The 24,719-nt window shown below is 36.7% G+C and carries 20 protein-coding genes and 1 pseudogene; 18 read left to right on the top strand and 3 right to left on the bottom strand.

Translation table 11 applies throughout. The features are described from left to right. From I2I04_RS01855 to I2I04_RS01800, 12 genes and pseudogenes are all read left to right on the top strand, one after another. Positions 1-987: pseudogene (locus I2I04_RS01855) on the top strand (hypothetical protein); the annotation flags it as partial. Between the two features lie 18 nt (positions 988-1,005). After that, positions 1,006-1,815: an energy transducer TonB gene (locus I2I04_RS01850; RefSeq protein ID WP_195654127.1), complete on the top strand. Its 810-nt coding sequence runs from the start codon at positions 1,006-1,008 to the stop codon at positions 1,813-1,815. A 142-nt stretch (positions 1,816-1,957) separates the two neighbouring features. Beyond that, positions 1,958-3,040 (top strand): hypothetical protein, encoded by a 1,083-nt coding sequence (locus I2I04_RS01845; RefSeq protein WP_195654126.1) that lies wholly within the window; start codon positions 1,958-1,960, stop codon positions 3,038-3,040. A gap of 6 nt (positions 3,041-3,046) precedes the next feature. Then, on the top strand, positions 3,047-3,658 hold the full coding sequence (locus tag I2I04_RS01840; RefSeq protein WP_195654125.1) for a hypothetical protein: 612 nt from the start codon (positions 3,047-3,049) through the stop codon (positions 3,656-3,658). Positions 3,659-3,716: 58 nt separating this feature from the next. Further along, a complete protein-coding gene (locus I2I04_RS01835) occupies positions 3,717-4,325 on the top strand; it encodes a hypothetical protein (RefSeq protein ID WP_195654124.1) in 609 nt (202 codons plus the stop codon). Between the two features lie 75 nt (positions 4,326-4,400). After that, the gene (locus I2I04_RS01830) at positions 4,401-5,327 is read left to right on the top strand and encodes a hypothetical protein (protein WP_195654123.1); all 927 of its coding nucleotides are present in this window, start codon (positions 4,401-4,403) and stop codon (positions 5,325-5,327) included. Between the two features lie 16 nt (positions 5,328-5,343). Continuing rightward, complete coding sequence (locus tag I2I04_RS01825) at positions 5,344-6,354, top strand: hypothetical protein (protein ID WP_195654122.1); 1,011 nt, start codon at positions 5,344-5,346, stop codon at positions 6,352-6,354. Positions 6,355-6,468: 114 nt separating this feature from the next. Further along, complete coding sequence (locus I2I04_RS01820; protein ID WP_195654121.1) at positions 6,469-8,319, top strand: glycosyltransferase family A protein; 1,851 nt, start codon at positions 6,469-6,471, stop codon at positions 8,317-8,319. A 75-nt stretch (positions 8,320-8,394) separates the two neighbouring features. Then, positions 8,395-9,516, top strand: a complete 1,122-nt coding sequence (gene glf, locus I2I04_RS01815; protein ID WP_195654120.1) for a UDP-galactopyranose mutase — start codon at positions 8,395-8,397, stop codon at positions 9,514-9,516. Positions 9,517-9,592: 76 nt separating this feature from the next. After that, the gene (locus I2I04_RS01810) at positions 9,593-11,383 is read left to right on the top strand and encodes an erythromycin esterase family protein (protein WP_195654119.1); all 1,791 of its coding nucleotides are present in this window, start codon (positions 9,593-9,595) and stop codon (positions 11,381-11,383) included. A gap of 296 nt (positions 11,384-11,679) precedes the next feature. Then, positions 11,680-11,970: a hypothetical protein gene (locus tag I2I04_RS01805; protein ID WP_195472755.1), complete on the top strand. Its 291-nt coding sequence runs from the start codon at positions 11,680-11,682 to the stop codon at positions 11,968-11,970. A gap of 132 nt (positions 11,971-12,102) precedes the next feature. Next, on the top strand, positions 12,103-13,641 hold the full coding sequence (locus I2I04_RS01800; RefSeq protein ID WP_004295880.1) for a carbon-nitrogen hydrolase family protein: 1,539 nt from the start codon (positions 12,103-12,105) through the stop codon (positions 13,639-13,641). Positions 13,642-13,738: 97 nt separating this feature from the next. Here the strand turns inward: I2I04_RS01800 and I2I04_RS01795 are convergent, their stop codons facing one another. After that, positions 13,739-14,788: a DUF2776 domain-containing protein gene (locus I2I04_RS01795; RefSeq protein ID WP_195654118.1), complete on the bottom strand. Its 1,050-nt coding sequence runs from the start codon at positions 14,786-14,788 to the stop codon at positions 13,739-13,741. A 209-nt stretch (positions 14,789-14,997) separates the two neighbouring features. Here I2I04_RS01795 and ileS point away from each other — a divergent pair, with 209 nt between their 5' ends. From ileS to I2I04_RS01770, 5 genes are all read left to right on the top strand, one after another. Continuing rightward, positions 14,998-18,486 carry an isoleucine--tRNA ligase gene (ileS, locus tag I2I04_RS01790; RefSeq protein ID WP_143258586.1) on the top strand — a complete coding sequence of 1,163 codons (3,489 nt, stop codon included), beginning with the start codon at positions 14,998-15,000 and terminating at the stop codon, positions 18,484-18,486. Between the two features lie 34 nt (positions 18,487-18,520). Then, positions 18,521-18,901: a TraR/DksA family transcriptional regulator gene (locus I2I04_RS01785; RefSeq protein WP_004295883.1), complete on the top strand. Its 381-nt coding sequence runs from the start codon at positions 18,521-18,523 to the stop codon at positions 18,899-18,901. Between the two features lie 97 nt (positions 18,902-18,998). Further along, on the top strand, positions 18,999-19,655 hold the full coding sequence (locus I2I04_RS01780) for a lipoprotein signal peptidase (RefSeq protein ID WP_143258585.1): 657 nt from the start codon (positions 18,999-19,001) through the stop codon (positions 19,653-19,655). Further along, positions 19,645-20,721, top strand: a complete 1,077-nt coding sequence (locus I2I04_RS01775; RefSeq protein WP_195654117.1) for a DUF4296 domain-containing protein — start codon at positions 19,645-19,647, stop codon at positions 20,719-20,721. Before I2I04_RS01780 ends, I2I04_RS01775 begins: the two co-directional genes overlap by 11 nt. Before the next feature lie 5 nt (positions 20,722-20,726). Then, positions 20,727-21,113 carry a hypothetical protein gene (locus tag I2I04_RS01770; RefSeq protein WP_143258583.1) on the top strand — a complete coding sequence of 129 codons (387 nt, stop codon included), beginning with the start codon at positions 20,727-20,729 and terminating at the stop codon, positions 21,111-21,113. Here the strand turns inward: I2I04_RS01770 and I2I04_RS01765 are convergent. After that, positions 21,064-21,828: a TrmH family RNA methyltransferase gene (locus tag I2I04_RS01765; RefSeq protein WP_195654116.1), complete on the bottom strand. Its 765-nt coding sequence runs from the start codon at positions 21,826-21,828 to the stop codon at positions 21,064-21,066. The genes I2I04_RS01770 and I2I04_RS01765 overlap by 50 nt on opposite strands. A 142-nt stretch (positions 21,829-21,970) precedes the next feature. Between I2I04_RS01765 and I2I04_RS01760 the strand changes: the two genes are divergently transcribed. Then, on the top strand, positions 21,971-24,280 hold the full coding sequence (locus tag I2I04_RS01760) for a BamA/TamA family outer membrane protein (protein WP_143258581.1): 2,310 nt from the start codon (positions 21,971-21,973) through the stop codon (positions 24,278-24,280). Here I2I04_RS01760 and I2I04_RS01755 read toward each other — a convergent pair. Then, entirely contained in the window at positions 24,234-24,686 is a 453-nt protein-coding gene (locus I2I04_RS01755) for a hypothetical protein (protein ID WP_195472762.1), read from the bottom strand. The two genes, I2I04_RS01760 and I2I04_RS01755, sit on opposite strands and share 47 nt — an antisense overlap. Positions 24,687-24,719: the final 33 nt, after the last annotated feature.

Below are 24,719 nucleotides of genomic sequence, written 5' to 3'. Positions count from 1 at the left end.
GGTGGTGGTTCAGGAACACCTGACGATCCTTTTACTGAAGAAGAATATAATTATTTATTTTATTCAGGTCAATGGCAAGGTGGTTGTGTTGAGGGTATGGGTTGGGTAACTCCTGATGTTTATATATATGCAGAGAAGCCTGGTGGCTATGGCGGTTATACTAAACCTGGTAGTGGTGGGTCTGGTGGTAGCGGTGGCTCTCTTTGGCCGGGCTGGCCCGGTGGAGGAAGTGCAGGTAGTTATCCAGGACATAATAATTACTATCCAAATCATAATGATTATCCAGGCCATAATAATTACTCCAAACCTTATAGTTATTATGGCTACTATGGTTATCATTCTTCTGGAGGTGGAGGAGGGGCAAGCGGTTCTGGTGATCATGGACATGATGATAGCACAACGGAATCGTATAGAATAATAAAAGAAATTCTAATGGATGCTTTATATTCTGGCACAAATGAACAGCGCTGGAATGCTATGGAATATGCATATCGGAATATATTATCAGATATAGGGGTAAATATATTTGGCATAGATTTTTATTTCTCAGATGAAAGATATGCTAGAGCATGGAAGGTCAATACTTTTGGGAGAGATATTGCGATAGGTGCTAATTTTTTTGATTTATCAGTGGAAGATTCTATCGCAGTATTGGTACATGAATGTATGCATGTTAATTATGATGGTGATGTGTTATCTACAAATATGAAGGAAGTATCGATAGATTACTATGATAGTGTTCCTGATAATTTTAAAGAATATATTAACAATACGTATTATGAAGGAAAAGCAAGTGATATTGAGTTGAGGGCATATTTTACAGTCAATAGTTTAGCTGAGCTTACTCATTACGAAAATGAGATCAATGCATATATGAAAGAAAAAGAATTGTGTCCAAATGTTTCTTTAGCCTACGAGGAAGAAAGAAATTTTCGAATCTGGTATTACCAGAAAATGGCTGAATTTTCAAAAGAATATGATTTTTAAATGTTGAATAGTTTCATTATGGGTAAGATTAGATTTCTATTTTATTTTTTGATTTTATGGAATATCAATATTGAACTTTGTGCACAGCAACAAAAGTTTAATACATTAATTTATTATTCCTCTCTTAATGAGATAGTTGTTGAACTTCAGAATTTGTCTGATAATGAAATGACGATATTATTGGATAATGAAAGCTGTATCTATTTTTATAAAAATAGTGGACGATATAAATCTACCAATTTGAAATGTTATGAATTTGAAGCCACTGATTCAATGAATGTTTTGATAAAAATTCCTCCTCGTAAGATGTATGTTGGAAAATACAAAGTACCGTGTTGTTTATTAAAATCATATATTAAAATAGAATATTCTTTTGATTTTAATCATTCTATTGCTGATTGTCATTGGGAGTATTATTCGAGAGAATTACGAATTTTACCTTATACTTATCAACGAGCAAGCACAGTAAAGAGGGAGTATATAAAAAAAGATAATCTAGTTGGTGATTCTGTCTATGATAAACCAGAAGTAAAGGCAGAGTTTCCTGGAGGAAAGAAAGCTTTATTTAATTATTTGAGTAAAACGACAAGTAAATATAGTTCATCTCATGAACAAGGGAATATTCGTATAAGATTTATAGTGGAGAAGGATGGTAGTATCAGTCATCCTTATATTATTAAAGATATAAGTCCCTTAGGAAAGAATCTCTTTTTTAGAAAAGCTGCATTGGAAATTCTAAAACAAATGCCAAAATGGGAGCCTGGATTGAAAGATGGTAAACCTGTACGAAGCTATTATACACTCTCTATTATGTTTAAATTGATTTGACTTTATGAATACTATGACTTTAATTTAATATATATTTATAATTTAATTTGAATGATACTGTGGTGTGAGATTATGATATGAATGGAAAACATTGTATGGTTTTAGAACTTAATGCTGTTGAATTTAAGAAAAATGTAATATAATGAAAAAAGTAGGTCGATTAAGTTTGTTAAATTTAACAGACAAGTGTAGTCTTATTAATAAAGACTCTCAAAAAAGTCTGATCGGTGGTGGTTCAGGAACACCTGACGATCCTTTTACTGAAGAAGAATATAATTATTTATTTTATTCAGGTCAATGGCAAGGTGGTTGTGTTGAGGGTATGGGTTGGGTAACTCCTGATGTTTATATATATGCAGAAAAGCCTGGTGGCTATGGTGGTTATAGTAAGCCTGGTAGTGGTGGTTCTGGTGGTAGCGGTGGCTCTCTTTGGCCGGGCTGGTCGGGTGGAGGAAGTGCAGGTAGTTATCCAGGACATAATAATTACTATCCAAATCATAATGTTTATCCAGGCAATAATAATTACTCCCAACCTTATAGTTATTACGGCTACTATGGTTATCATTCTTCTGGAGGTGGAGGAGGTGGATGGGGAGGCTCTGATAACAGTAGCTCATTGACTGATGGTGTAAATATCAATGATAGTCGTCATTTTACTTTTAATACAAACTCACAACCTGTATTTAATGAGCAATTGACCAGTATCTTAAAAAGTAATTCTGTGATTAAAACTCTACTAAGTTATTTTGATAAGGGGTATGTGCATCTAACATTTAGTTTGGAAGATATGGCTAAAAATGTGACAGCTTATACAACATGGAAGTCTTATGATTCTTATCATATGGTTTTTAATAGTCAGTATGCAACAGAACAGGGCTGGGATATTCCTCTTGAAGGAATAGATAATATTGGTTATGATCGGAGCAAAGTAAAAACAACAGATGAAGCATTGGTCGTCACATTGACTCATGAGGCAATACATGCAAATCATTTTGCGATATTCAATGATGCTTTTCTTCAGGCGGATAAAGGAATATACGAAACATATAATATCCTACAAGAAAAGGGATATAGTCAAGAATTTATTGACATATTTATAGATAAAGAAACAAATGAATGGACGACTAATGAGCAGCGTGATATTAATATGCATGAATATATGAAAAAGTACGATCACGATGTTATAGATGCGGCGTTAGAAGAATATAGAAATGATTTTAAATAGAGTAGTATGAAAATTAGATGTTGTATATTTATCGTTTTTCTTTTCTTATTGTCGTGTCAAACAGGAAGTAAGAAAAAGGCAGTAGAATATGTTTCGATAAAGGAATTGACTAAATTGGAGCAGCTTTATTTATTACCTTTTGATTCGATAATGAATGTTTGTGATTTATCAAATGATAGTATTGTGGATTTTCCAGATTTATCTGCTTATAGTATTAAAACACTTGATTTATCTGATAATTTATTGGATACTATCATTCCCTGTTTTTTACCTAAAAAGTTAGAAAAATTAAATCTTTCGCATAATCAGTTTCGTGGTCATGTAAGAATAGAAAAAAACACAATACCCACTTTGCAAGAGTTGGATATATCTTGTAACGCATTGAATAGAATAGATATAGGTGAACCTCTTTATCGGATTTTATTATCATATAATGATTTGAGATTTGTTAGTTTCAATCATAAGAACATACAATATCTTGATATTTCTTACAACCGTAATATGCCAGAAAGAGTTGGGTTTGAACCGCTTGACATAGATACTATAGTGAGAGAAGGAGTTGCTGGTGGAAAACGTTTACTAGGTCCGACGAGTGGTTCGTTTGGTTATCATTATTAAAATGCAAATATGCTAATGGCGATTTGTATATAGAAGATTATTTCTAATAAATAACTGTATGAAAATGTTGTTTTATGTATTAACTTGTTTTTTATTATTGTCTTGTCAAGTAGATAAAAAGAGTAAAGTTGTGGATGTTGCAGTTTCTAGAAAAATGACTAAATTGGAGCGTCTCTATTTATTATCTCATGATTCTATATTACAATCATATGATTTATCAAACGATAGTATAACGCATTTTCCGAATTTATCAAAATATACAATAAACAATCTTGATTTATCTGGTAATTTGTTGGATACTATCATCCCCCGTTTTTTACCTAAAAAATTAGAGAAATTAAATCTTTCTCATAATCAATATAGTGGTTGGTTGAAAATTGAAAAGAATTCATTTAGTACATTGAAAGAGTTGAATATATCTTATAATAAACTGAAGCGAATATATGTTAGTGATCCTCTTTATCGTATTATATTATGTTACAACGATTTGACGGATGTAGATATAAATCATAAAAATATTCAATACTTAGATATTTCATATAATTCTAATATGTCGGAACGGGTTACATTCAATCCTACAATGATAGATACTATTATACGAGAGGGAATTGCTAATGGGAAGCCATTAATAAGTCCTAACCAACCATTCATCATATATTCAGAATGATTTGGTGTGTTGAAGAAGGTATTTATAGATTGAATGAGTGATAAAGAGCATAGAAATCGTGAAAAAAATTATATAATGAAAAAAGTAGGTCGATTAAGTTTGTTGAATTTAACAGACAAGTGTAGTCTTATTAATAAAGACTCTCAAAAAAGTCTGATCGGTGGTGGTTCAGGAACCCCTGATGATCCTTTTACTGAAGAAGAATACAATTATTTATTTTATTCAGGTCAATGGCAAGGTGGTTGTGTTGAAGGTATGGGTTGGGTAACTCCTGATGTTTATATATATGCAGAAAAACCTGGTGGTTATAGTGGTTATGGTAACCCAGGTAGTGGCAGTGGTGGTTCTCTTTGGCCGGGATGGCCTGGTGGAGGAAGTGCAGGTAGTTATCCGGGATATAATAATTACTATCCAAATAATAATGTATATTCTGGCCATAATAATTACTCCAATCATTATGGCTACTACGGTTATTATGGCTATCATTCTTCTGGAGGTGGAGGAGGTAGCTGGGGTGGTTTTGGAGATGAAGGACATGGAAAGGATTGGAATTTTATAAAAGTGGATGACGGTGAATGTATTGTAGGCTCAATTGTAAATGCAGGTAAGATGTTAGGGGTAAATTTGAAAGAGTCAGGTATAACTTCCGATTTATCAGATTATAAAAATGATAATATTAATAGATATTTTGTGAGTGATGAGAAATTAGAAGATATTTTAGATGATTATTTTAATGTAAAAGTATCTAAAAAGGTAGGTGACATAACCAAACATGTTTCTAGTGGTAAACCGGTTTATATACGATTGGTTGAGAGAGAAAGTGATTTAAATGAAGATATTCAACTTCAAGAGTTACATGATGTTATTATAACGGGTGTCAATAATGTTGAAGGGTATTTTGAGTATTATGATCCTGTAAAGGGAGTTACGAGAAGGCTCTCAGAAACTGATTTGAGAAGTAATAAAGTTATTAAAAGCTATTATTTATTGGATAGTAAATAAATTTAATCATGTTTATATGAAAAAAATACAGTTATTTTTCTTAATAATGCTATTGGTGTGTAATATGGGTTATAGTCAAGATCAGAATAACGCATTGGTGTATAAACGTATTCCTGTTGTTAGATATGATCCGGTCTATTTTTTCTCTACTGTTGATGATGCTTTTATACATACTCCTGAATACTTGGATATTTGTCTTTCTGATAAAGATACGTTGTATGCGCAGAATCGATATGGAGAGGTAAATTTCTATCATAACGATTTCTTTGAGCGGAATCGTATTAATACGAAGCTGTTCTTTAGATCGGACAGTGTGTTTATTCTTTCTGTAAAAAATGAATCTGCTTCATGGAAGGATCTTCCTATATATCGCATTTATGGAATAAAGAAAGGTGGAGAATATAGATTTGGTCTTACAGAAGGAAATGGGCAATTGTATCCTTTTACAGATTTTTTGAAGATTCGTTATGGCTCAATAGCTAAATTTCAGGAGGTTTATTTGAGCTATATCAGTAACAGGCTAAAATTAATGGGAGATAAATACAATGGAATTTCTCTTTATCCTCAAGATAAGGCATCAATGGAATCTTTTTTAAAAGAAGACTATTTGATTCATGAAAAATATAATCCTACAGATACGCTTAATGTATTGAATCGTTTCATGTCTCTTGTATCCTCTTATACATTGTTGATAGATAGGCAAGAAGAATTATTACGAGTCAATCTGTTGAAGAATATTCGTCGTGAACCACGTACTTATGCTAAAAAACGGGAATTGTCAGAGTACGTTTATCATGAATTTATAATATATGGTTTAGAGATATCTTCTGTTCTTTCGGCTGTATTGACTAAACGGCAATATGATGAGGTTAAATGGGGATTAATGGAATATAATGAGCATAGAGTAGAATCAGTAGTGAGTTTGCAATTGTATAGAACTCCAAAGAGTCTAACGGATGATTATCCTATGCCATCTTATGAACAAATGTTGAAAGAGACTGCGGATATTCTTTTGAAAAATAGGTGAATATAATTATTTGATAGTTGATACTAGTAATAATGTTGTGATATTGTTTTTGCCTGTTTTATAAATAATAGAGGTTGATGTTGTTATATTGTTTTCGCAAATAAAATCTGTAAAATGAACTTTTTTTCAGTCATAATGCCTACTTACAATCAGGCACATTTTATAAGGAGGGCTATTCTTAGTTTGTATGAACAGACTTATCCTAATTGGGAATTAATCATTATCAATGATGGATGTACTGATGAGACGGAGATGTTTATCTCAGACTTTTTAGACGATGCAAGAGTCGTTTATATAAAGAATGAGAACAATCAAGGATTAGGCTATGCTTTGAATCAAGGGCTTAAAGTTGCAAAGTTTGATTTGATTGCTTATCTACCTTCCGATGACTATTATTTTGTAAATCATCTGGAAATGATGGAAGCGCCTTTTAGACAGGATAAAGATGTGGTACTTGTATATACTGGCGTGTGCTATGATGTAAGTGATTCTTTGATTAGAGCAAATGATACTGAAAGCAAAGGTGTTCGTAAAGGTTTCGAAATGCAACTAGTACAAGTGGCTCATAAAAAGGTTAACGAACGGTGGGTAGAACGGTCGGAATGGATAAGTGATGATTTGTTTGCTATGTATTGGAGGAAATTGACCATTCATGGATCTTTTATAAGAATCTCCGATATTACTTGTTTTTGGACTCCCCATCCATTTCAACGCCATTCAATAATAAGTGAGAAACATGGTGGTGGTTTGAACAGAGTTAGAAGTCATTATAAGATACAACACCCCATACGAATAAGAATTGCAAAAGAAAAATTCTGGGATGAGTATGAATTATATTCTGATTTTAAGAATATTACACCTGCTGTGGAAGAGCAAGAATCTTTGAAGATATTGATAGTTGGTGAATTAGCTTATAACCCTGAACGTATTTTGGCTTTAGAACAAGCCGGGCATAAGTTGTACGGATTGTGGATATCTGAACCAAAATGTAGTGTTGCAACAATAGGTCCTCTTTCGTTTGGTCATGTAGAAGATCTTTCCAATAGCAATTGGCAAGAAGAAATAAAAAGAATACATCCAGATATTATTTATGCTTTATTAAATTGGGGAGCTATTCCGTTTGCATATAGTGTTTTAAAAACTTTTCCAGATATACCTTTTGTTTGGCATTTTAAAGAAGGACCTTTCGCTGCTTTGCGTGTAGGAAGTTGGGATAAGTTGATTTATTTGTTAGTACATTCCACTGCAAGAATCTTTTTGAATGAGATTGTGAAGAGATGGTTCGAACAGTTCATTCCTTCCGATGGATTATCTCTCATTATGGATGGGGATTTACCAAAGTTGGACTATTTTAAAGAGAATTTTTCTCCTAAGTTGTCTTCTAAAGATGGAGAAGTACATACGGTTATTGCTGGTAGAATGATTGGTATTTCAGAACGAAATTTGGATATTTTGGTGGAAAATAGAATTCATCTACATATATATACGGAAAATTACTATGCCTGTAAAGTAAAAAGATATGCTAACTTTATTAGGAAATATCCTAAATATTTTCATGTACATCCACATTGTTCTCCAAGTCATTGGACTGAAGAGTTCTCACAGTACGATGCTGGTTGGTTACATTGTCTGCACAGTGATAACAAAGGGGATTTGTTAAAGGTTACTTGGGATGATTTAAATATACCTGCGAGAATTAATACTTATGCTGCTGCAGGTTTACCGATTATACAAAGAGATAATTCTGGAAATATAGTGGCAGTGGAAGAGTGTTTGAGAAAACTGGATATCGGTGTGTTCTTTAGTGACTTTTATGATTTATCGAAAAAGTTGAAGGATAAAGAAAGAATGAATGTTTTAAAAGATAATGTTTTGAAAGAGAGGAAACGGTTCAGTTTCGATTATTATATTCCAGAACTGACTTCACTATTTAGAGAGACCATAAAAAGAAAAAAGAATAGTTGAACCTAATATTGCGTTTGAAATATAAAGTTTCAGAATATGAATTATTTGTATAGTATTGATTAGATAAAATGTGAGATGAAGCGATATGATTATTTAATAATTGGTTGTGGACTATATGGTTCTGTTATCGCCGAACAGTTAACACGAAGTTCATGTTCATGCTTGGTTATAGATAAACGTAGCCATGTTGGGGGGAATGTATATACTGAAAAGGTCAGGGATATTATCGTTCATAAATATGGTGCTCATATCTTTCATACAAATAATAAAACTGTTTGGGATTATATTAATTCATTTTCAGAATTTAATAGATACACAAATTCTCCATTGGCTAATTATAAAGGTGAACTTTATAGCCTACCTTTTAATATGAATACTTTTTATCAAATATGGGGAGTGACCACACCGATAGAAGCTTTAGCAAAAATTGAATTTCAGAAACTGGAATCTGGTATTATCGAACCTAAGAATCTGGAAGAGCAGGCAATATCGTTAGTCGGGAAAGATATTTATGAAAAATTGATTAAAGGGTATACAGAAAAACAGTGGGGAAGACCAGCGACTGAACTACCAGCTTTTATCATCCAACGATTGCCAATACGCTTCACTTTTGATAATAATTATTTTAATGACAGGTATCAGGGAATACCGATTGGGGGATATACTCCAATTATTGAAAGAATGTTACGACGGAGCGATGTGCTGTTGGGAGTTGATTACTTATCTAATAAGGAATATTTTAATAATGTAGCAAATAGAATAATATATACGGGAGAAATAGATCGTTATTTTGACTATTGTTATGGTACTTTGGAATACCGAAGTTTGAAGTTTGAGACTTGCTTATTAGAAAATTTGTCTAATTTTCAAGGAAATGCAGTGGTAAATTACACGGATTCAGTTACTCCTTACACTCGTATTATAGAACATAAACATTTTGAGTTTGGGCAGCAACCATATACTGTGATAACGAAAGAATATCCTTTAGAATGTCAAATGGGAGCAGAGCCTTACTATCCTATAAATAACAATGTGAATGTTACATTATATAATAAGTATCGTGAATTAGCCCAGCAACAGGATAGTGTATATTTTGGAGGACGGTTGGCGGAATATAAATATTATAATATGGATGTAATAATAGAACGAGCATTAGCATTAGTTTCACAGATAAATCATAAAAATCATATGTACTGAAAGGTATATTTTACTGATATTATACTAATCTGTTGAATTTATTGTAGATATTTATTGGAAAAAAGTTATAGACCAAATGAGGAAGAAAGAATATTTCATATTGATTTTTATTTGTGTTTGCACTTTATCCTGTGTAGCTCAACCAGTCTCTAAATGCTATAGTGATGTATATAATTTACATTTTTCTATAAGCACTAATTCTTCGATTGAATATCCATGGATGGAGAACACAGCATATCTTGGTTGTGCAGTACCTTATCTGATCGAAGAATCAGGGAGAAGGTTATTAGCGAAAAAATATTTTAAAGGATTTCAATCTGACCGTCTTCGTACAGAAATAGAACAACGGATTGTGCTTCCTAATAATAATGAGAAGGAAGGGCAGGTGATATTTGAAAGCAAAGGAGAGAATCTTGAAAATATCTTTATTATATTAGATGGGATAAATAGTGAAGAAAAATATATATTTTCAGATACTGTGAAAGTTACTTCGGGACATTTACTAAACAAGGTATTGAAGAAAATACCATTGATTGGAGTTAACCTATTGAATATAAGGATTCGGACTGAGGGCAAATTTAATAAGGAAGCATATATCGCATATTCTAAATTGGATATTATGATTGGCAATAAAAATATAAATGAATACCCTTTGATCCTTCCGAAGTTACCAACTAATAAGAATATCAATTTTATTCCTTTGAATACTGATTACGAATTTGGAGAAATAGATATAATGAAAAATGGAAAGATTATAGCCATAGGAGAATCCGTACATGGAAATAGTTCTGTTCGTAATCTTGCTTATCGATTAATAATGGAAAGTGTAAAGAAACGAGGGTACAAGCTAGTCCTTTGGGAAATGCCTATGGAAATGTCTCTTGTTTACAATAGGTATGTGACGGATAGTAAGTTCATGCTTGATTCTATTGAAACAGCGTTTATTGATATCCAAAGTCTGAATTTTATAAATGAATTGAGATTACATAATTTTAGTAAAACGGCAAAAGAGAAGGTGTGTTTATTAGGTATAGACTATAATAGTACGTGGAAAGCAGATCAAAATTCAGCAATGGATATTTTCGATTTTATAATGCATTTAAATAAGAAACAAAAGATATATGAAGTTAATATGTTATTAAGTTTACTGATGGAAAAAGATTGGAATAAAGCAATTGACTATCTTAAAGCCCACAAAACTAAAATTCGAAATTTGCTTACAGAGGATGAGGTAGAGTGTATATTACATATTCTAACTCTTTCTCTGAAAATGGGAACAGAGAGAGTAAATCGATTTGTAGGTCGCGATTCAGTAATGTTTGTGAATACGAAATTTTTATTAGAACATTTTTCAGTTCCTGTTGACATGAAGAGTATTGTTTATGCACATAATGTACATATCAATCCGGTTTCAACATTTCCTGCTGTACATTGTGATCCTTTTGGCATGTATATGAAGAAACAATATTCGAATGATTACATCCCTTTACTGATATTAATAGGTAAAGGTAGTGCAACTGTGTATGATTGGCAGTATAATAAAAAAGAAAAAGATTTGCAACATCCTCCTTTTGGAAGTATTGAACTTTTCTTAAATCAGCAAGAAAGTAATGTATGCTATTTCCCTATGTCGACTTTTTTTAATAAAATAGTACTATCTAGATATAAAGGAGATAAGCATACTATACAGGAGTTTTATCCATACAATTTATATCAACGTTATAAAGGGATGTTTTTTATCAAAGAAGAGTATGAAAATGAGAATATTAAAAAGGAGATAAAATCTGTTGATGAAATTAGAGCGACTTTATCAATAAGAAACAAGCGAAGACTAAAATTTTTAGAAAGCATAAATGATCATCAATAAATTTAAGTGATATGTGGGTACATGAAAAGTGATGTCGGTGTGCTTCTTCACCTTTGGAATTTGCTGAAAAAGAATACATAAAATAGATAATACAATAAAATATATATTTGTGTAAAAGAGATTATCGTTCGATTATTCCTTTTGACTATTAAATGAATTGATGTTAGAAAATATCTATTTGATTTTTTTGTTTTTCGATTTATTAGAATAACTTTGATGAATATATTTATAGCTAACATTGTCCGCCATTCTTTATTCTCACAAATTAGTTGATTATTTTTTATATTGTTACTATTATGATTAGAATTATAGCTAGTATAAGGTTATATAAGGATGGTCGTAGAAACCCATTTTATAGTGGGTATCGACCTTTATTTGATTTTATTGAGGAGACGAAAACTTCTGGTCAAATAACTTTGCTTGATAGGGAGGCTTTTTATCCCGGAGATGAGGGGATAGTTGAAATAGCTTTTCTTATTAGAAGAGCTTTAGGAGATAATTTTTCTGAAGGCACTAAGTTTACCTTTGGAGAAGGACGAAAGCATGTAGGAGAAGGTGAAGTAAAAGAAATATTAGAGTTAGAGTAATGTCAAAGCATATAAGTTTGAATTGAATAACTCAATTTACATAAAATACTATTATTAATTTTTCTTGGTTTCAAAACACAATTAAAGGATTAACTATACCTTTGCGCCATCTTTTATAAAACACGTATTGTTATGGAACAGCATCCGATAAAAATTAATAAAGTGCAGATACGTAATCTGCAAATAGAAGATTATGTACAGTTATCCCAATCGTTTACCCGTGTTTATTCTGACGGTAGCGATGTGTTTTGGACTCGTGAGCAGATACAAAAGTTAATTAAAATCTTTCCGGAGGGTCAGATCGTCACAGTCGTTGACGATAAAATAGTTGGTTGTGCTCTTTCTATTATTGTTGATTATGATAAAGTAAAGAACGACCATACGTATGCACAGGTTACGGGTAAGGAAACATTCAATACACATAATCCCAAAGGAAATATCCTGTATGGCATTGAAGTATTCATTCACCCGGGCTATCGTGGTTTGCGTCTCGCACGTCGTATGTATGAATATCGTAAGGAGCTTTGCGAAACATTGAATCTGAAAGCAATCATGTTTGGCGGACGTATCCCGAATTATCATAAATATGCTGACAAAATGCGTCCGAAAGAATATATCGAACGGGTGCGTCAACGCGAGATTTACGATCCGGTACTTACTTTCCAATTGTCGAATGACTTCCACGTTCGTAAGGTAATGACCAATTATCTGCCAAATGATGAGGAATCAAAACATTATGCCTGTTTGCTGCAATGGGATAATATCTATTACCAGCCACCTACACAGGAATATATCAGTCCCAAAACTACGGTTCGTGTAGGACTAGTGCAATGGCAGATGCGTAGTTATAAAACATTGGATGACCTGTTCGAACAAGTAGAATTCTTTGTGGACGCAGTATCCGATTATAAAAGTGATTTTGTTCTTTTCCCGGAATATTTCAATGCTCCTTTGATGTCGAAGTATAATGATAAAGGAGAATCACAAGCTATTCGCGGATTGGCAAAGTATACGGATGAAATTCGGGAACGGTTTATGAATCTGGCTATTAGCTATAATATCAACATTATAACCGGAAGTATGCCATACGTAAAAGAGGACGGATTGCTTTATAATGTAGGTTTCCTTTGTCGACGGGATGGAACCTATGAAATGTACGAGAAATTGCACGTTACCCCCGATGAAATCAAAAGCTGGGGACTTAATGGTGGCAAACTTCTGAACACTTTTGATACGGATTGTGCAAAGATTGGAGTTTTGATCTGCTATGATGTCGAGTTCCCCGAACTTTCCCGCCTGATGGCAGATCAGGGAATGCAGATATTATTTGTTCCTTTCCTGACAGATACACAGAATGCCTACTCTCGTGTTCGTGTCTGTGCGCAGGCACGTGCCATCGAGAATGAATGTTTTGTAGTCATTGCCGGAAGTGTCGGAAATCTTCCCCGTGTGCACAATATGGATATTCAATATGCTCAATCGGGTGTGTTTACCCCATGCGACTTTGCTTTTCCAACGGACGGAAAGAGGGCAGAGGCAACTCCTAACACCGAAATGATTTTGGTATCGGATGTTGATCTGGATTTGCTGAACGAGCTGCATACTTATGGTAGTGTACGCAACTTGAAAGACCGCAGGAATGACCTGTATGAGGTGAGATACAAGAAATAAAAGAGTGACGCTATGCTGTCCGGATAGCGTCACTATATGCCTTGGATAGCGTCACTATCCGAGGCATATAGTGACGCCCTTTTTATAGAATACTTTTTTATTTGGAAGACGTGCCACTCTCCAATATACTAACGATAGAAAACAGCGTAAAGCAAATAGCTCCTAGACCTACCAAAACACGTGCCGGAATGAAATAATCAGCATGTATAGTAGCAATCTCGAATACAAAAGCCGCCAGGAACAGACAAGCCAATGCCGTTAATACCGGAATCATAGGAATACGGTTGGCTAATTTGAATTCTTGTCTCCATATTTTGGCCAGCAAGATTACTTTGCTGGAAATGCTGTAACATACCAGCCCCAACCCGAGCATAATATATCCGGTGGTACCGTTTGCGCTTCCGGAATCTGCCAAAATCACGAATAATCCCCATACAAAAGAGATAGATCCCATTAATAAAACTAGTTTTGGCCATTTATCCCGTTCTTTTTCTGAATAATCATTACGTATCTGACGTGCTATGGTAGCTACCAACGCAATCAAACTGGTACAAATACATGCCAGACCGACCATTACGTGCCCCGCGACAAAATAAGCCGGATGAGAATGACTGTTCCCTAATAATACAAATGCCCATATCCATGCGATGAGAGAAACGGTGATGGCAACAATGACCAATGCCCGTCTCTGATTAAGGGAAAAAGCTCCTTCTGGAACCTCATTACTTGTCGCTTTTGAATTTCCCGGAATTAAAGAGAATCGGGTAGAAGAGGTGGCGGCGGTAGCTACACAAGTGGTTATAAATCCAACACCGGTGATAACGTGCCCAGCAACAAATGCAGAGGTGGAAGTGGCATTACTGAAAATGCAGATACCTCCAATGATTGTAATGATGGCTGCCAAATAGCCTATAACCGGCAAAACGTATTTGGCCGATTTACTATAAGTATGTATGATTTGCCGGATAATAGTGGCAGCCGTGCAAAACAGCGCAATGCATATCATACCAAGTGAAAACACAACAGGACCGGCCACAACACGACTCCCGTCATCTCCATAATTATAAATGAACGCTCCGTATCCGAAGCAAAAAACAGCCATCGCCAAAGGGATTGCCCTGAATAAAATGCTAATACCGTAATTCATAAGTTAAGTGCTTTTAGGTTTCCCACTAAAACAAGGAGATACCTGTTTTGTTTAGGCTGTAGGCGGTTTATAATCGTTAACTTCACACGAATCCGATTAAAAGTCTTAGCTTTTTGCTCAACTAAACAAATGTTTTTGTAAATTTGCACCCTTAAAAATGGGGATACCCCTCAAATTGTAAATTGTAAATAGTAAAATCGTAGACAGCTATGGGTAAGAGATTTACTGAATATTCGCAGTTTGACCTTTCGCAGGTGAACAAAGATGTGCTGAAGAAATGGGACGAGAACCAGGTTTTCGCCAAGAGTATGACAGAACGTGATGGCTGTCCTTCGTTCGTGTTTTTCGAAGGACCTCCCTCGGCTAATGGTATGCCGGGTATTCACCATGTAATGGCTCGTACCATTAAGGACATTTTCTGTCGCTACAAAACGATGAAAGGTTATCAGGTGAAGCGTAAAGCCGGATGGGATACGCACGGACTGCCTGTGGAACTAAGTGTAGAAAAGGCATTAGGTATCACAAAAGAAGATATTGGTAAGAAAATCTCTGTTGCCGACTACAATGCGGCTTGTCGGAAAGACGTGATGAAATATACCAAGGAGTGGGAAGACCTGACTCATCGGATGGGATATTGGGTGGATATGAAGCATCCTTATATCACGTATGATAATCGCTATATTGAAACATTATGGTGGCTATTGAAACAACTGCATAAAAAAGGATTGTTGTATAAAGGATATACTATCCAACCGTATTCACCGGCTGCCGGAACAGGATTGAGCTCACATGAGTTGAATCAACCGGGCTGTTATCGGGATGTAAAAGATACAACGGCCGTTGCCCAATTTAAAATGAAGAATCCTAAACCGGAAATGACGGAATGGGGAACTCCTTATTTTATCGCTTGGACAACTACTCCATGGACATTGCCCTCAAATACGGCTCTTTGTGTGGGACCCAAAATTGACTATGTGGCTGTACAGTCTTACAACGCTTATACCGGAGAACCTATCACGGTTGTTCTGGCAAAAGCTTTATTGAATGTACACTTCAATGCAAAAGCTGCTGATTTGAAATTGGAGGACTACAAAGCCGGAGATAAACTTGTACCGTTTAAAGTGATTGCCGAATACAAAGGCACTGATCTTGTCGGTATGGAATATGAGCAGTTGATTCCTTGGGTGAAACCGGTTGAGGTATCCGAAAATGGCAACTGGAAGCCTAGTGATAAGGCTTTCCGTGTAATACCGGGTGATTATGTAACGACAGAAGACGGTACAGGTATCGTTCACATTGCGCCTACATTTGGTGCGGATGATGCGAATGTGGCACGTGCTGCAGGAATCCCGGCATTGTTCATGATTAATAAGAAAGGCGAAACTCGTCCGATGGTGGATCTGACCGGTAAATTCTATCTGTTGGATGAACTGGACGAAACCTTTGTGAAAGAATGTGTTGATGTAGATAAATACAAAGAATATCAGGGTGCATGGGTGAAAAACGCCTATGATCCTCAATTTATGGTAGACGGTAAGTTTGATGAGAAAGCTGCGCAAGCAGCCGAATCGTTGGATATCGCTCTTGCTATGATGATGAAAGCCAATAATCAGGCTTTCAAGATAGAAAAGCATGTCCACAACTATCCGCACTGTTGGCGTACAGACAAACCGGTGCTTTATTATCCATTGGATAGCTGGTTTATCCGTTCTACCGCTTGCAAGGAGCGAATGATGGAATTGAATAAAACCATCAACTGGAAACCGGAATCTACCGGAACCGGCCGTTTCGGCAAGTGGCTGGAAAATCTGAATGACTGGAACCTTAGCCGTTCTCGTTATTGGGGTACTCCATTACCTATCTGGCGTACAGAAGATAATACGGATGAGATATGCATCGAATCTGTAGAAGAACTTTATAATGAAATCGAGAAATCGGTAGCTGCCGGATTTATGAAATCCAATCCATACAAGGATAAAGGTTTCGTGCCGGGTCAATATTCGGAAGAAAATTATGATAAGATTGATCTTCACCGTCCTTATGTAGACGATGTCATATTGGTATCGAAAGATGGCAAACCGATGAAGCGTGAATCAGACTTGATTGATGTATGGTTCGATTCGGGTGCTATGCCATACGCGCAGATCCATTATCCGTTCGAAAATAAAGAACTGTTGGATAACCGTCAGGTATATCCGGCTGACTTTATCGCCGAAGGAGTAGACCAGACTCGTGGCTGGTTCTTTACCTTGCATGCTATTGCTACCATGGTATTTGACAGCGTGTCCTACAAAGCTGTTATTTCTAACGGTTTGGTACTCGATAAGAACGGTAACAAGATGTCTAAGCGTTTGAATAACGCTGTCGATCCGTTTACTACGATTGAAAAGTATGGCTCTGACCCATTGCGTTGGTACATGATTACCAATTCTTCTCCGTGGGATAACCTGAAATTTGACGTTGAGGGAGTGGAAGAAGTGCGTCGTAAGTTCTTCGGCACTTTATATAATACGTATTCATTCTTTGCGCTTTATGCGAATGTAGACGGATTTGAATATAAAGAAGCGGATGTACCGATGGCAGAACGTCCGGAGATCGACCGTTGGATCTTGTCTGTATTGAATACATTAATAAAGGAGGTAGATACATGCTATAATGAATATGAACCGACAAAGGCAGGACGTTTGATCTCTGATTTTGTGAATGATAATTTGTCCAACTGGTATGTTCGCCTGAATCGTAAACGTTTCTGGGGTGGTGAATTTACACAGGATAAATTGTCTGCTTATCAGACATTGTACACTTGTCTCGAAACAGTGGCCAAACTGATGGCTCCTATATCTCCGTTCTATGCAGACCGGTTGTATACAGACTTGATTACAGCAACAGGACGTGACAATGTAGTTTCTGTCCATCTTGCCGAATTCCCGAAATATCAGGAAGAAATGATAGACAAGGAATTGGAAGCCCGCATGCAAATGGCACAGGATGTTACATCTATGGTGTTAGCATTGCGCCGCAAGGTGAATATCAAGGTACGCCAACCGCTGCAGTGTATCATGGTTCCGGTGGTAGATGAAGAGCAGAAAGCTCATATCGAAGCTGTGAAGAACCTGATTATGAATGAAGTGAACGTAAAAGAAGTCAGATTCGTTGATGGTGCAGCCGGTGTATTGGTGAAAAAAGTGAAATGTGACTTTAAAAAGTTAGGCCCGAAATTTGGCAAGCAAATGAAAGCAGTAGCTGCTGCTGTTGCGGAAATGTCACAGGAAGCTATCGGTGAATTGGAGAAAAACGGAAAGTATACATTAAACTTGGATGGTGCGGAAGCTGTTATTGAGGTATCAGATGTCGAGATCTTTAGTGAAGATATTCCGGGATGGTTGGTTGCCAATGAAGGCAAACTGACAGTAGCGCTTGAAGTTACCATTACCGAAGAATTGCGTCGCGAGGGCATTGCCCGTGAATTGGTGAACCGTATTCAGAATATACGTAAGTCAAGCGGCTTTGAGATTACAGACAAAATAAAAATAACAATCTCGAAAAATACGCAAACAGATGATGCGGTAAATGAATATAATACTTATATTTGTAACCAGGTTTTAGGCACATCTCTTGAACTTGTAGATGAAGTGAAAGACGGAACAATGCTGGAGTTTGACGACTTCTCATTGTTTGTGAATGTGATAAAAGACTAATACTATATTGATTAACCTTTAAAATTGTAAAGTTATGGCAGAAAAGACTAGATATTCGGATGCGGAACTCGAGGAATTCCGTGCCATTATTATGGAGAAACTGGAATTGGCACAACGTGACTATGAACAGTTGAAGAAAAGTTTGATGGGACTGGACGGTAATGATACCGATGATACATCTCCTACGTATAAAGTATTGGAAGAAGGAGCTAATACGCTCTCCAAGGAAGAGACAACCCGACTGGCACAACGTCAGCTGAAGTTTATTCAAGGATTACAAGCAGCTTTGGTACGTATTGAGAATAAAACGTACGGCATTTGCCGTGAAACCGGAAAGTTGATTCCGGCAGAGCGCCTGCGTGCTGTTCCTCATGCTACATTAAGCATTGAAGCAAAGAACAGTGGTAAAAAATAACAGATAGCAAGTAGGCTACAGGTAACGAGCTACAAGTAGCTGCGCAAAGTTTACGCACGGCACTTGTAGCTCGTTATGTTTAACTTATAATAAACACATGAAGAAACTATTCACGAAGGGGAGAATTGCCCTTCTCGTTATCTTTTCCGTATTGATTATTGACCAGATCATCAAGGTCTGGATTAAAACTCACATGTACTGGCATGAAAGCATACGTGTGACAGATTGGTTTTATATCTATTTCACCGAAAACAACGGGATGGCTTTCGGCATGGAAATCTTCGGCAAGTTATTCCTGACAACATTCCGCATTGTTGCGGTAGCATTGATAGGGTGGTATCTCTATAAAATCATAAAGAAAGGGTTCAAAACAGGTTATATCGTCTGTGTGGCTCTTATTCTGACCGGTGCTTTGGGGAATATCATAGATAGCGTGTTCTATGGAGTTATTTTCAATGAAAGCACTCATTCGCAGATTGCCAGTTTCATGCCCGAAGGTGGTGGATATTCTACCTGGTTTTACGGAAAAGTGGTGGATATGTTTTACTTTCCGATTATAGATACAAACTGGCCTACATGGATGCCGTTTGTGGGTGGAGAGCATTTTATATTCTTTAGTCCGATCTTTAATTTTGCAGATGCCGCTATCAGTTGCGGTATCATTGCCTTATTACTCTTTTATAGTAAATATTTGAATGAGTCTTATCATTCGCTGGATAAAGATAAAAAGGAAACTACGGATCATGAAAAATAAATTTCGGTTTCATCTGTGTCTCATCTGCATGTTCGTTTTTGCGGTAGCCGGGTGTAAAGTGAAAAGACCCAGTGATGTAATCTCGGAATCGAAGATGGAGAATTTGCTGTATGATTATCATGTGGCAAAGTCTATGGGAGATAATTTGCCTTATAGTGAGAACTATAAGAAAGCATTATATATCGACGCCGTTTTCAAGAAATATGGGACTACACAAGCTGCATTTGACTCATCCATGGTTTGGTATACCCGTAACACAGAAATTTTATCGAAAATTTATGATAAGGTGAAAAAACGCTTGAAAGACGAACAGGAACTTGTTGGTGACCTGATAGCCAAGCGTGATAAGAAACCGAAAATGACCAAGCAGGGTGATAGTATCGATGTCTGGCCGTGGCAGCGTATGATACGTTTGACCGGTGAAATGATGGATAATCAATATGTATTTACTTTGCCGACCGACTCTAACTACAAAGACCGGGATACATTGGTATGGGAGGTGCGGTATCGTTTCCTGGAACCGATGCTTGCCGACTCTTTAAGAGGTGTCACTATGGCCATGCAGGTGATTTATGAAAAAGATACGATCAATCATTGGAAAACGGTGACTGAACCGGGTGTGCAACAAATTCGTTTGTTTGCAGATACATTAGGTTCGATGAAAGAAATAAAAGGTTTCATTTATTATCCGATGGATAGCCAGGAAAAAGGCGGAGCAGTATTGGCTGACCGCTTCATGATGACTCGTTATCATTGTACGGATACGCTCGCATTTGCCGTACGTGATTCTTTGAATAAGATAAAAGCATTGAAAGCGGATTCTTTGAAAAAGATAGCTACTAAAGAAAATGTTGACTCTTTACATAGGGTCATAGACAAGAATAAAGATGACATGCAGCGTCTGACACCGGAAGAGATGAACCGTCGTCGTACGGGAACTCATCGTGAGAAGAAGCCGGAGCAGATTCAGGTGGAACAGCATATCCAAAAGGAACGGATTGAGCAAAGAAAGGAACGCCAGATGAATCAACGCAGGCAGCAACAGCAAAGACGCTCAAACAACTAATTGTAATGAAACGCTTTGCTTCTCATTATTTGCTGATACCTGCTGTCGGATATATGAAGCAGCAGGTGGTAGAGATCACCGACAAAGGAGTTGCCCGAGGTGTATTCCCATTGACCGGAGAGATTGAATCGGTTGAATGGATGCCGGGAGTGATTGTGCTGCTTTCTGAAAGTCAGATGAAGGAAATAAAAAACACTGGGATGATTTTAAAAAACATCCCAGTGTTTCAAATCAATCTTCCCAGTGTCTCGAATCAATCTTCCCAATGTTTTAATGAGTATCTGCAGGAAGCAGAAAAGAAGGGGGAAGCTTTATTTCCTTATTTGTTTTATCCTTTTGATTTTACTTCCATGCAGCCTGTCGACGGAACTCGGCACAGATTACTGCGGTAGCAATGGCTACATTCAGAGACTCGGATGTCTCTTGGCCTGCCGGGTAATTGGGGATATATAATTTTCGGTTGATTAATGTGGCTACCTCTTTCCCTATGCCATTCCCTTCATTTCCCATTACTATCAAGCCATTGGCCGACAATGGTTGTTCATATATATTTTTCCCATCCAGGAACGTACCGAACACAGGAGTATCTCCGAGCGACCGGATAAAATCGGGAAGAGAAGTATAATGTACTTTCACCCGGGCAATTCCGCCCATAGTGGCCTGTATGGTCTTAGGGTTATATACATCTACCGTATTCTGCGAGCAGATGATATGTTCGATGCCAAACCAGTCGGCCAAACGGATAATAGTACCCAGATTTCCGGGATCTTGCACATCATCCAATGCAAGGCAAAGCGATTGGCGGACTGCTTCCGTATCCAGTGCGTATTGTGGTTGTTCGAAAATGGCAAGTACCTGTTGGGGAGTTTTCAATAAACTGGCCCGTGAAAGATCTTCCTGTGAAACTTCTACCAGTTCACTTGCGCCAATACCCGGATGTTCCTGAAGCCAAGAGGGAGTGGCAGCTAAAAAACGACAGGGGAAATGTCCGAGTAAATCACCTACCAATTTAGGCCCTTCAGCCAGAAATACCCGCTCTTCTTTACGTATTTTTTTCAGTTCCAGCGAGTGGATATACTTTATTTTGTTTTTACTTAATGATGCCATAGATTTGATATTCTTTTGCAAAGCTATAAAGATATTTCCAATCTATCCTTACTTTCCTCTCTTTTTCTTAAATTATTTTCCCCGTCAGAAAATATAATTTATCTTTGTAAGCGCATTTTTCATGCTATCGATGTAAAACCGTATGAGGAGAAATTTTCTTTATTTGCTTGCTTCTGCTGCTGTCTTGTCACTTGCTTCGTGTACTACCACTAAGTTTGTGCCGGATGGATCTTACCTGCTGGATGAAGTTAAAATTCGTACGGACCAAAAAAATATACGGCCTTCTTCCTTGCGTATGTATGTTCGCCAAAATCCTAATGCCAAGTGGTTCAGTCTGATAAAAACCCAACTTTATGTGTACAATCTGTCGGGGCGTGATTCGACCAAATGGGGGAATAAGTTCTTGAGAAGAATAGGGGATGCTCCCGTAATATATAGCGAGGACGAAGCGCAACGCTCTGAAGAAGAGATCACTAAGGCTGTGCATAATATGGGATATATGGCAGCAACAGTGAAACGTTCGACTAAAGTAAAAAAGAAAAAGATCAAAGTCTATTATGATGTAACGGCAGGCAAGCCATACGTTGTCCAATCTATCAAATATGATATTTATGATCCTAAAATAGCTGCGCTTCTCAAACAGGATTCTGCCAGAAGTTTGCTGAAGGAAGGAATGTATTTTGATGTGAATGTATTGGACGCGGACAGGCAACGTATCACGAATAAGTTACTTCGGAATGGTTACTATAAATTTAATAAGGACTATATCGGATATACTGCCGATACCGTTCGTAATACTTATAATGTAGATCTGACTCAACATTTGCAGATGTATAAAGCTCACGCAAGTGATTCGGCAAGAGAACATCGGCAATATTGGATCAATAAGATTAATTTTATTACGGATTATGATGTTTTACAGTCCTCGGCAATGAGCAGTGTGGACATCAATGATTCGGTTCATTATAAGGGATATCCGATTTACTATAAGGATAAACTCTATTTGCGTCCTAAAGTTCTTATGGATAACCTTCGGTTTGCTTCCGGCGACCTGTATAATGAGCGCGATGTGCAGCAGACCTATTCCAGTTTTGGACGTTTATCGGCATTGAAATATACAAATATTCGTTTTATTGAGACTCAAATAGGAGATTCAACGATGCTCGATTGTTATGTGATGCTGACCAAGAGCAAACATAAATCAGTAGCTTTCGAGGTAGAGGGAACTAATTCTGCCGGTGACTTGGGAGCGGCAGCTTCCGTCTCTTTCCAGAACAGGAATCTTTTTCGCGGATCGGAAACTTTTATGATAAAATTCCGCGGAGCGTATGAAGTTATTTCCGGACTTCAGGCAGGTTATTCGAATAATAACTATACAGAGTACGGGGTGGAAACGAGTATCAACTTCCCTAATTTTCTGTTCCCTTTCATTTCCTCTGATTTTAAACGGAAAATCAGGGCGACAACAGAGTTTGGTTTGCAGTATAATTATCAGTTGCGCCCGGAATTCCTGCGTACGATGGCTTCTGCCAACTGGAGCTACAAGTGGACACAACGTCAGAAGATACAACACCGTATTGATTTGATTAATATTGCTTTTCTATATTTGCCTCGTATCTCTGACAGGTTTAAAGAAGACTATATTAATAAAGGACAGAACCATATTTTCCAGTATAATTATCAGAATCGATTAATTGTAAATATGGGATATAGCTATAATTATAATAGCGTGGGAGGGTCTATTATTAACAATACGATTGCTTCTAATTCATACTCCATCCGTTTTAATTTCGAGTCGGCGGGAAATATAATGTATGCCCTGTCTAAGGCTACCAATATTCGGAAGAATAGTAATGGTGAATACGCTATTTTGGGAATTCCTTATGCTCAATATCTGAAAGGAGAGTTTGATTTTGCTAAAAATATCAGAATCGACCATCGTAACTCTTTTGCGTTTCATGCCGGTGTAGGAATAGCTGTGCCTTATGGAAATGCAAAAACGATTCCGTTTGAGAAACAATATTTCTCCGGTGGAGCCAATAGTGTTCGCGGATGGGCAGTTCGCGATTTGGGACCGGGTTCTTTTGCTGGAAATGGAAATTTGCTCGATCAATCGGGAGATATTAAGCTGGATGCCAGCATTGAATACCGAAGCAAATTATTCTGGAAATTTCAGGGAGCGGCATTTATTGATGCAGGTAATATCTGGACTATCCGGAATTATGCCAACCAACCAGGAGGAGTTTTCAAGTTTGACAAGTTTTATAAGCAAATAGCCGTGGCCTATGGACTAGGGCTTCGCCTGGATTTAGATTTCTTCATCCTTCGTTTTGATGGAGGTATGAAAGCAGTCAATCCCGCCTATGAAACGAAGAAAGAACATTTCCCGATTATTCATCCTAAATTTAGTCGTGACTTTGCCTTCCATTTTGCTGTGGGATATCCTTTCTAATCAGCCATTTATTATTTTCTCTTACTAATTGGAGGGTATCTTGCAGAGAGTTCATATATTCCATTTTCCCTTCAACAGGATTGATGACGAATGCATTTTTTATTTGGCAAACAACCGTCGCTTCCTCTGAATTAGCATCTATCTTGCTTAAAATAACAGAAACTTTCGCAGCACCTCGTGTCTTGAGCTGATCCAGATGAGTTTGCCGCACATTGGACGCTAAAAAGCTAAGATAGGACAGGGAAGAAGGGGTACTCCATGCTTTGGCGACCGGATAATTGAAATTGTAGAAGGCTTCGCAGAAATCTATGGCTGTTTGTTCTATTTGAGTTTGGGGAGTTTGTTGTTGACAGGATAGACAAGTGAATATGAGAGCAGAATAGATAAGTGTATATAGTTTATTCATAGTATAAAAAGATGCTGGATAGAAGATGAGATT

Source organism: Bacteroides sp. 1001136B_160425_E2 (assembly GCF_015559655.1).
Taxonomy (GTDB): Bacteria; Bacteroidota; Bacteroidia; order Bacteroidales; family Bacteroidaceae; genus Bacteroides; species Bacteroides luhongzhouii.
This window is presented reverse-complemented; position numbering and strand designations above follow the sequence as displayed.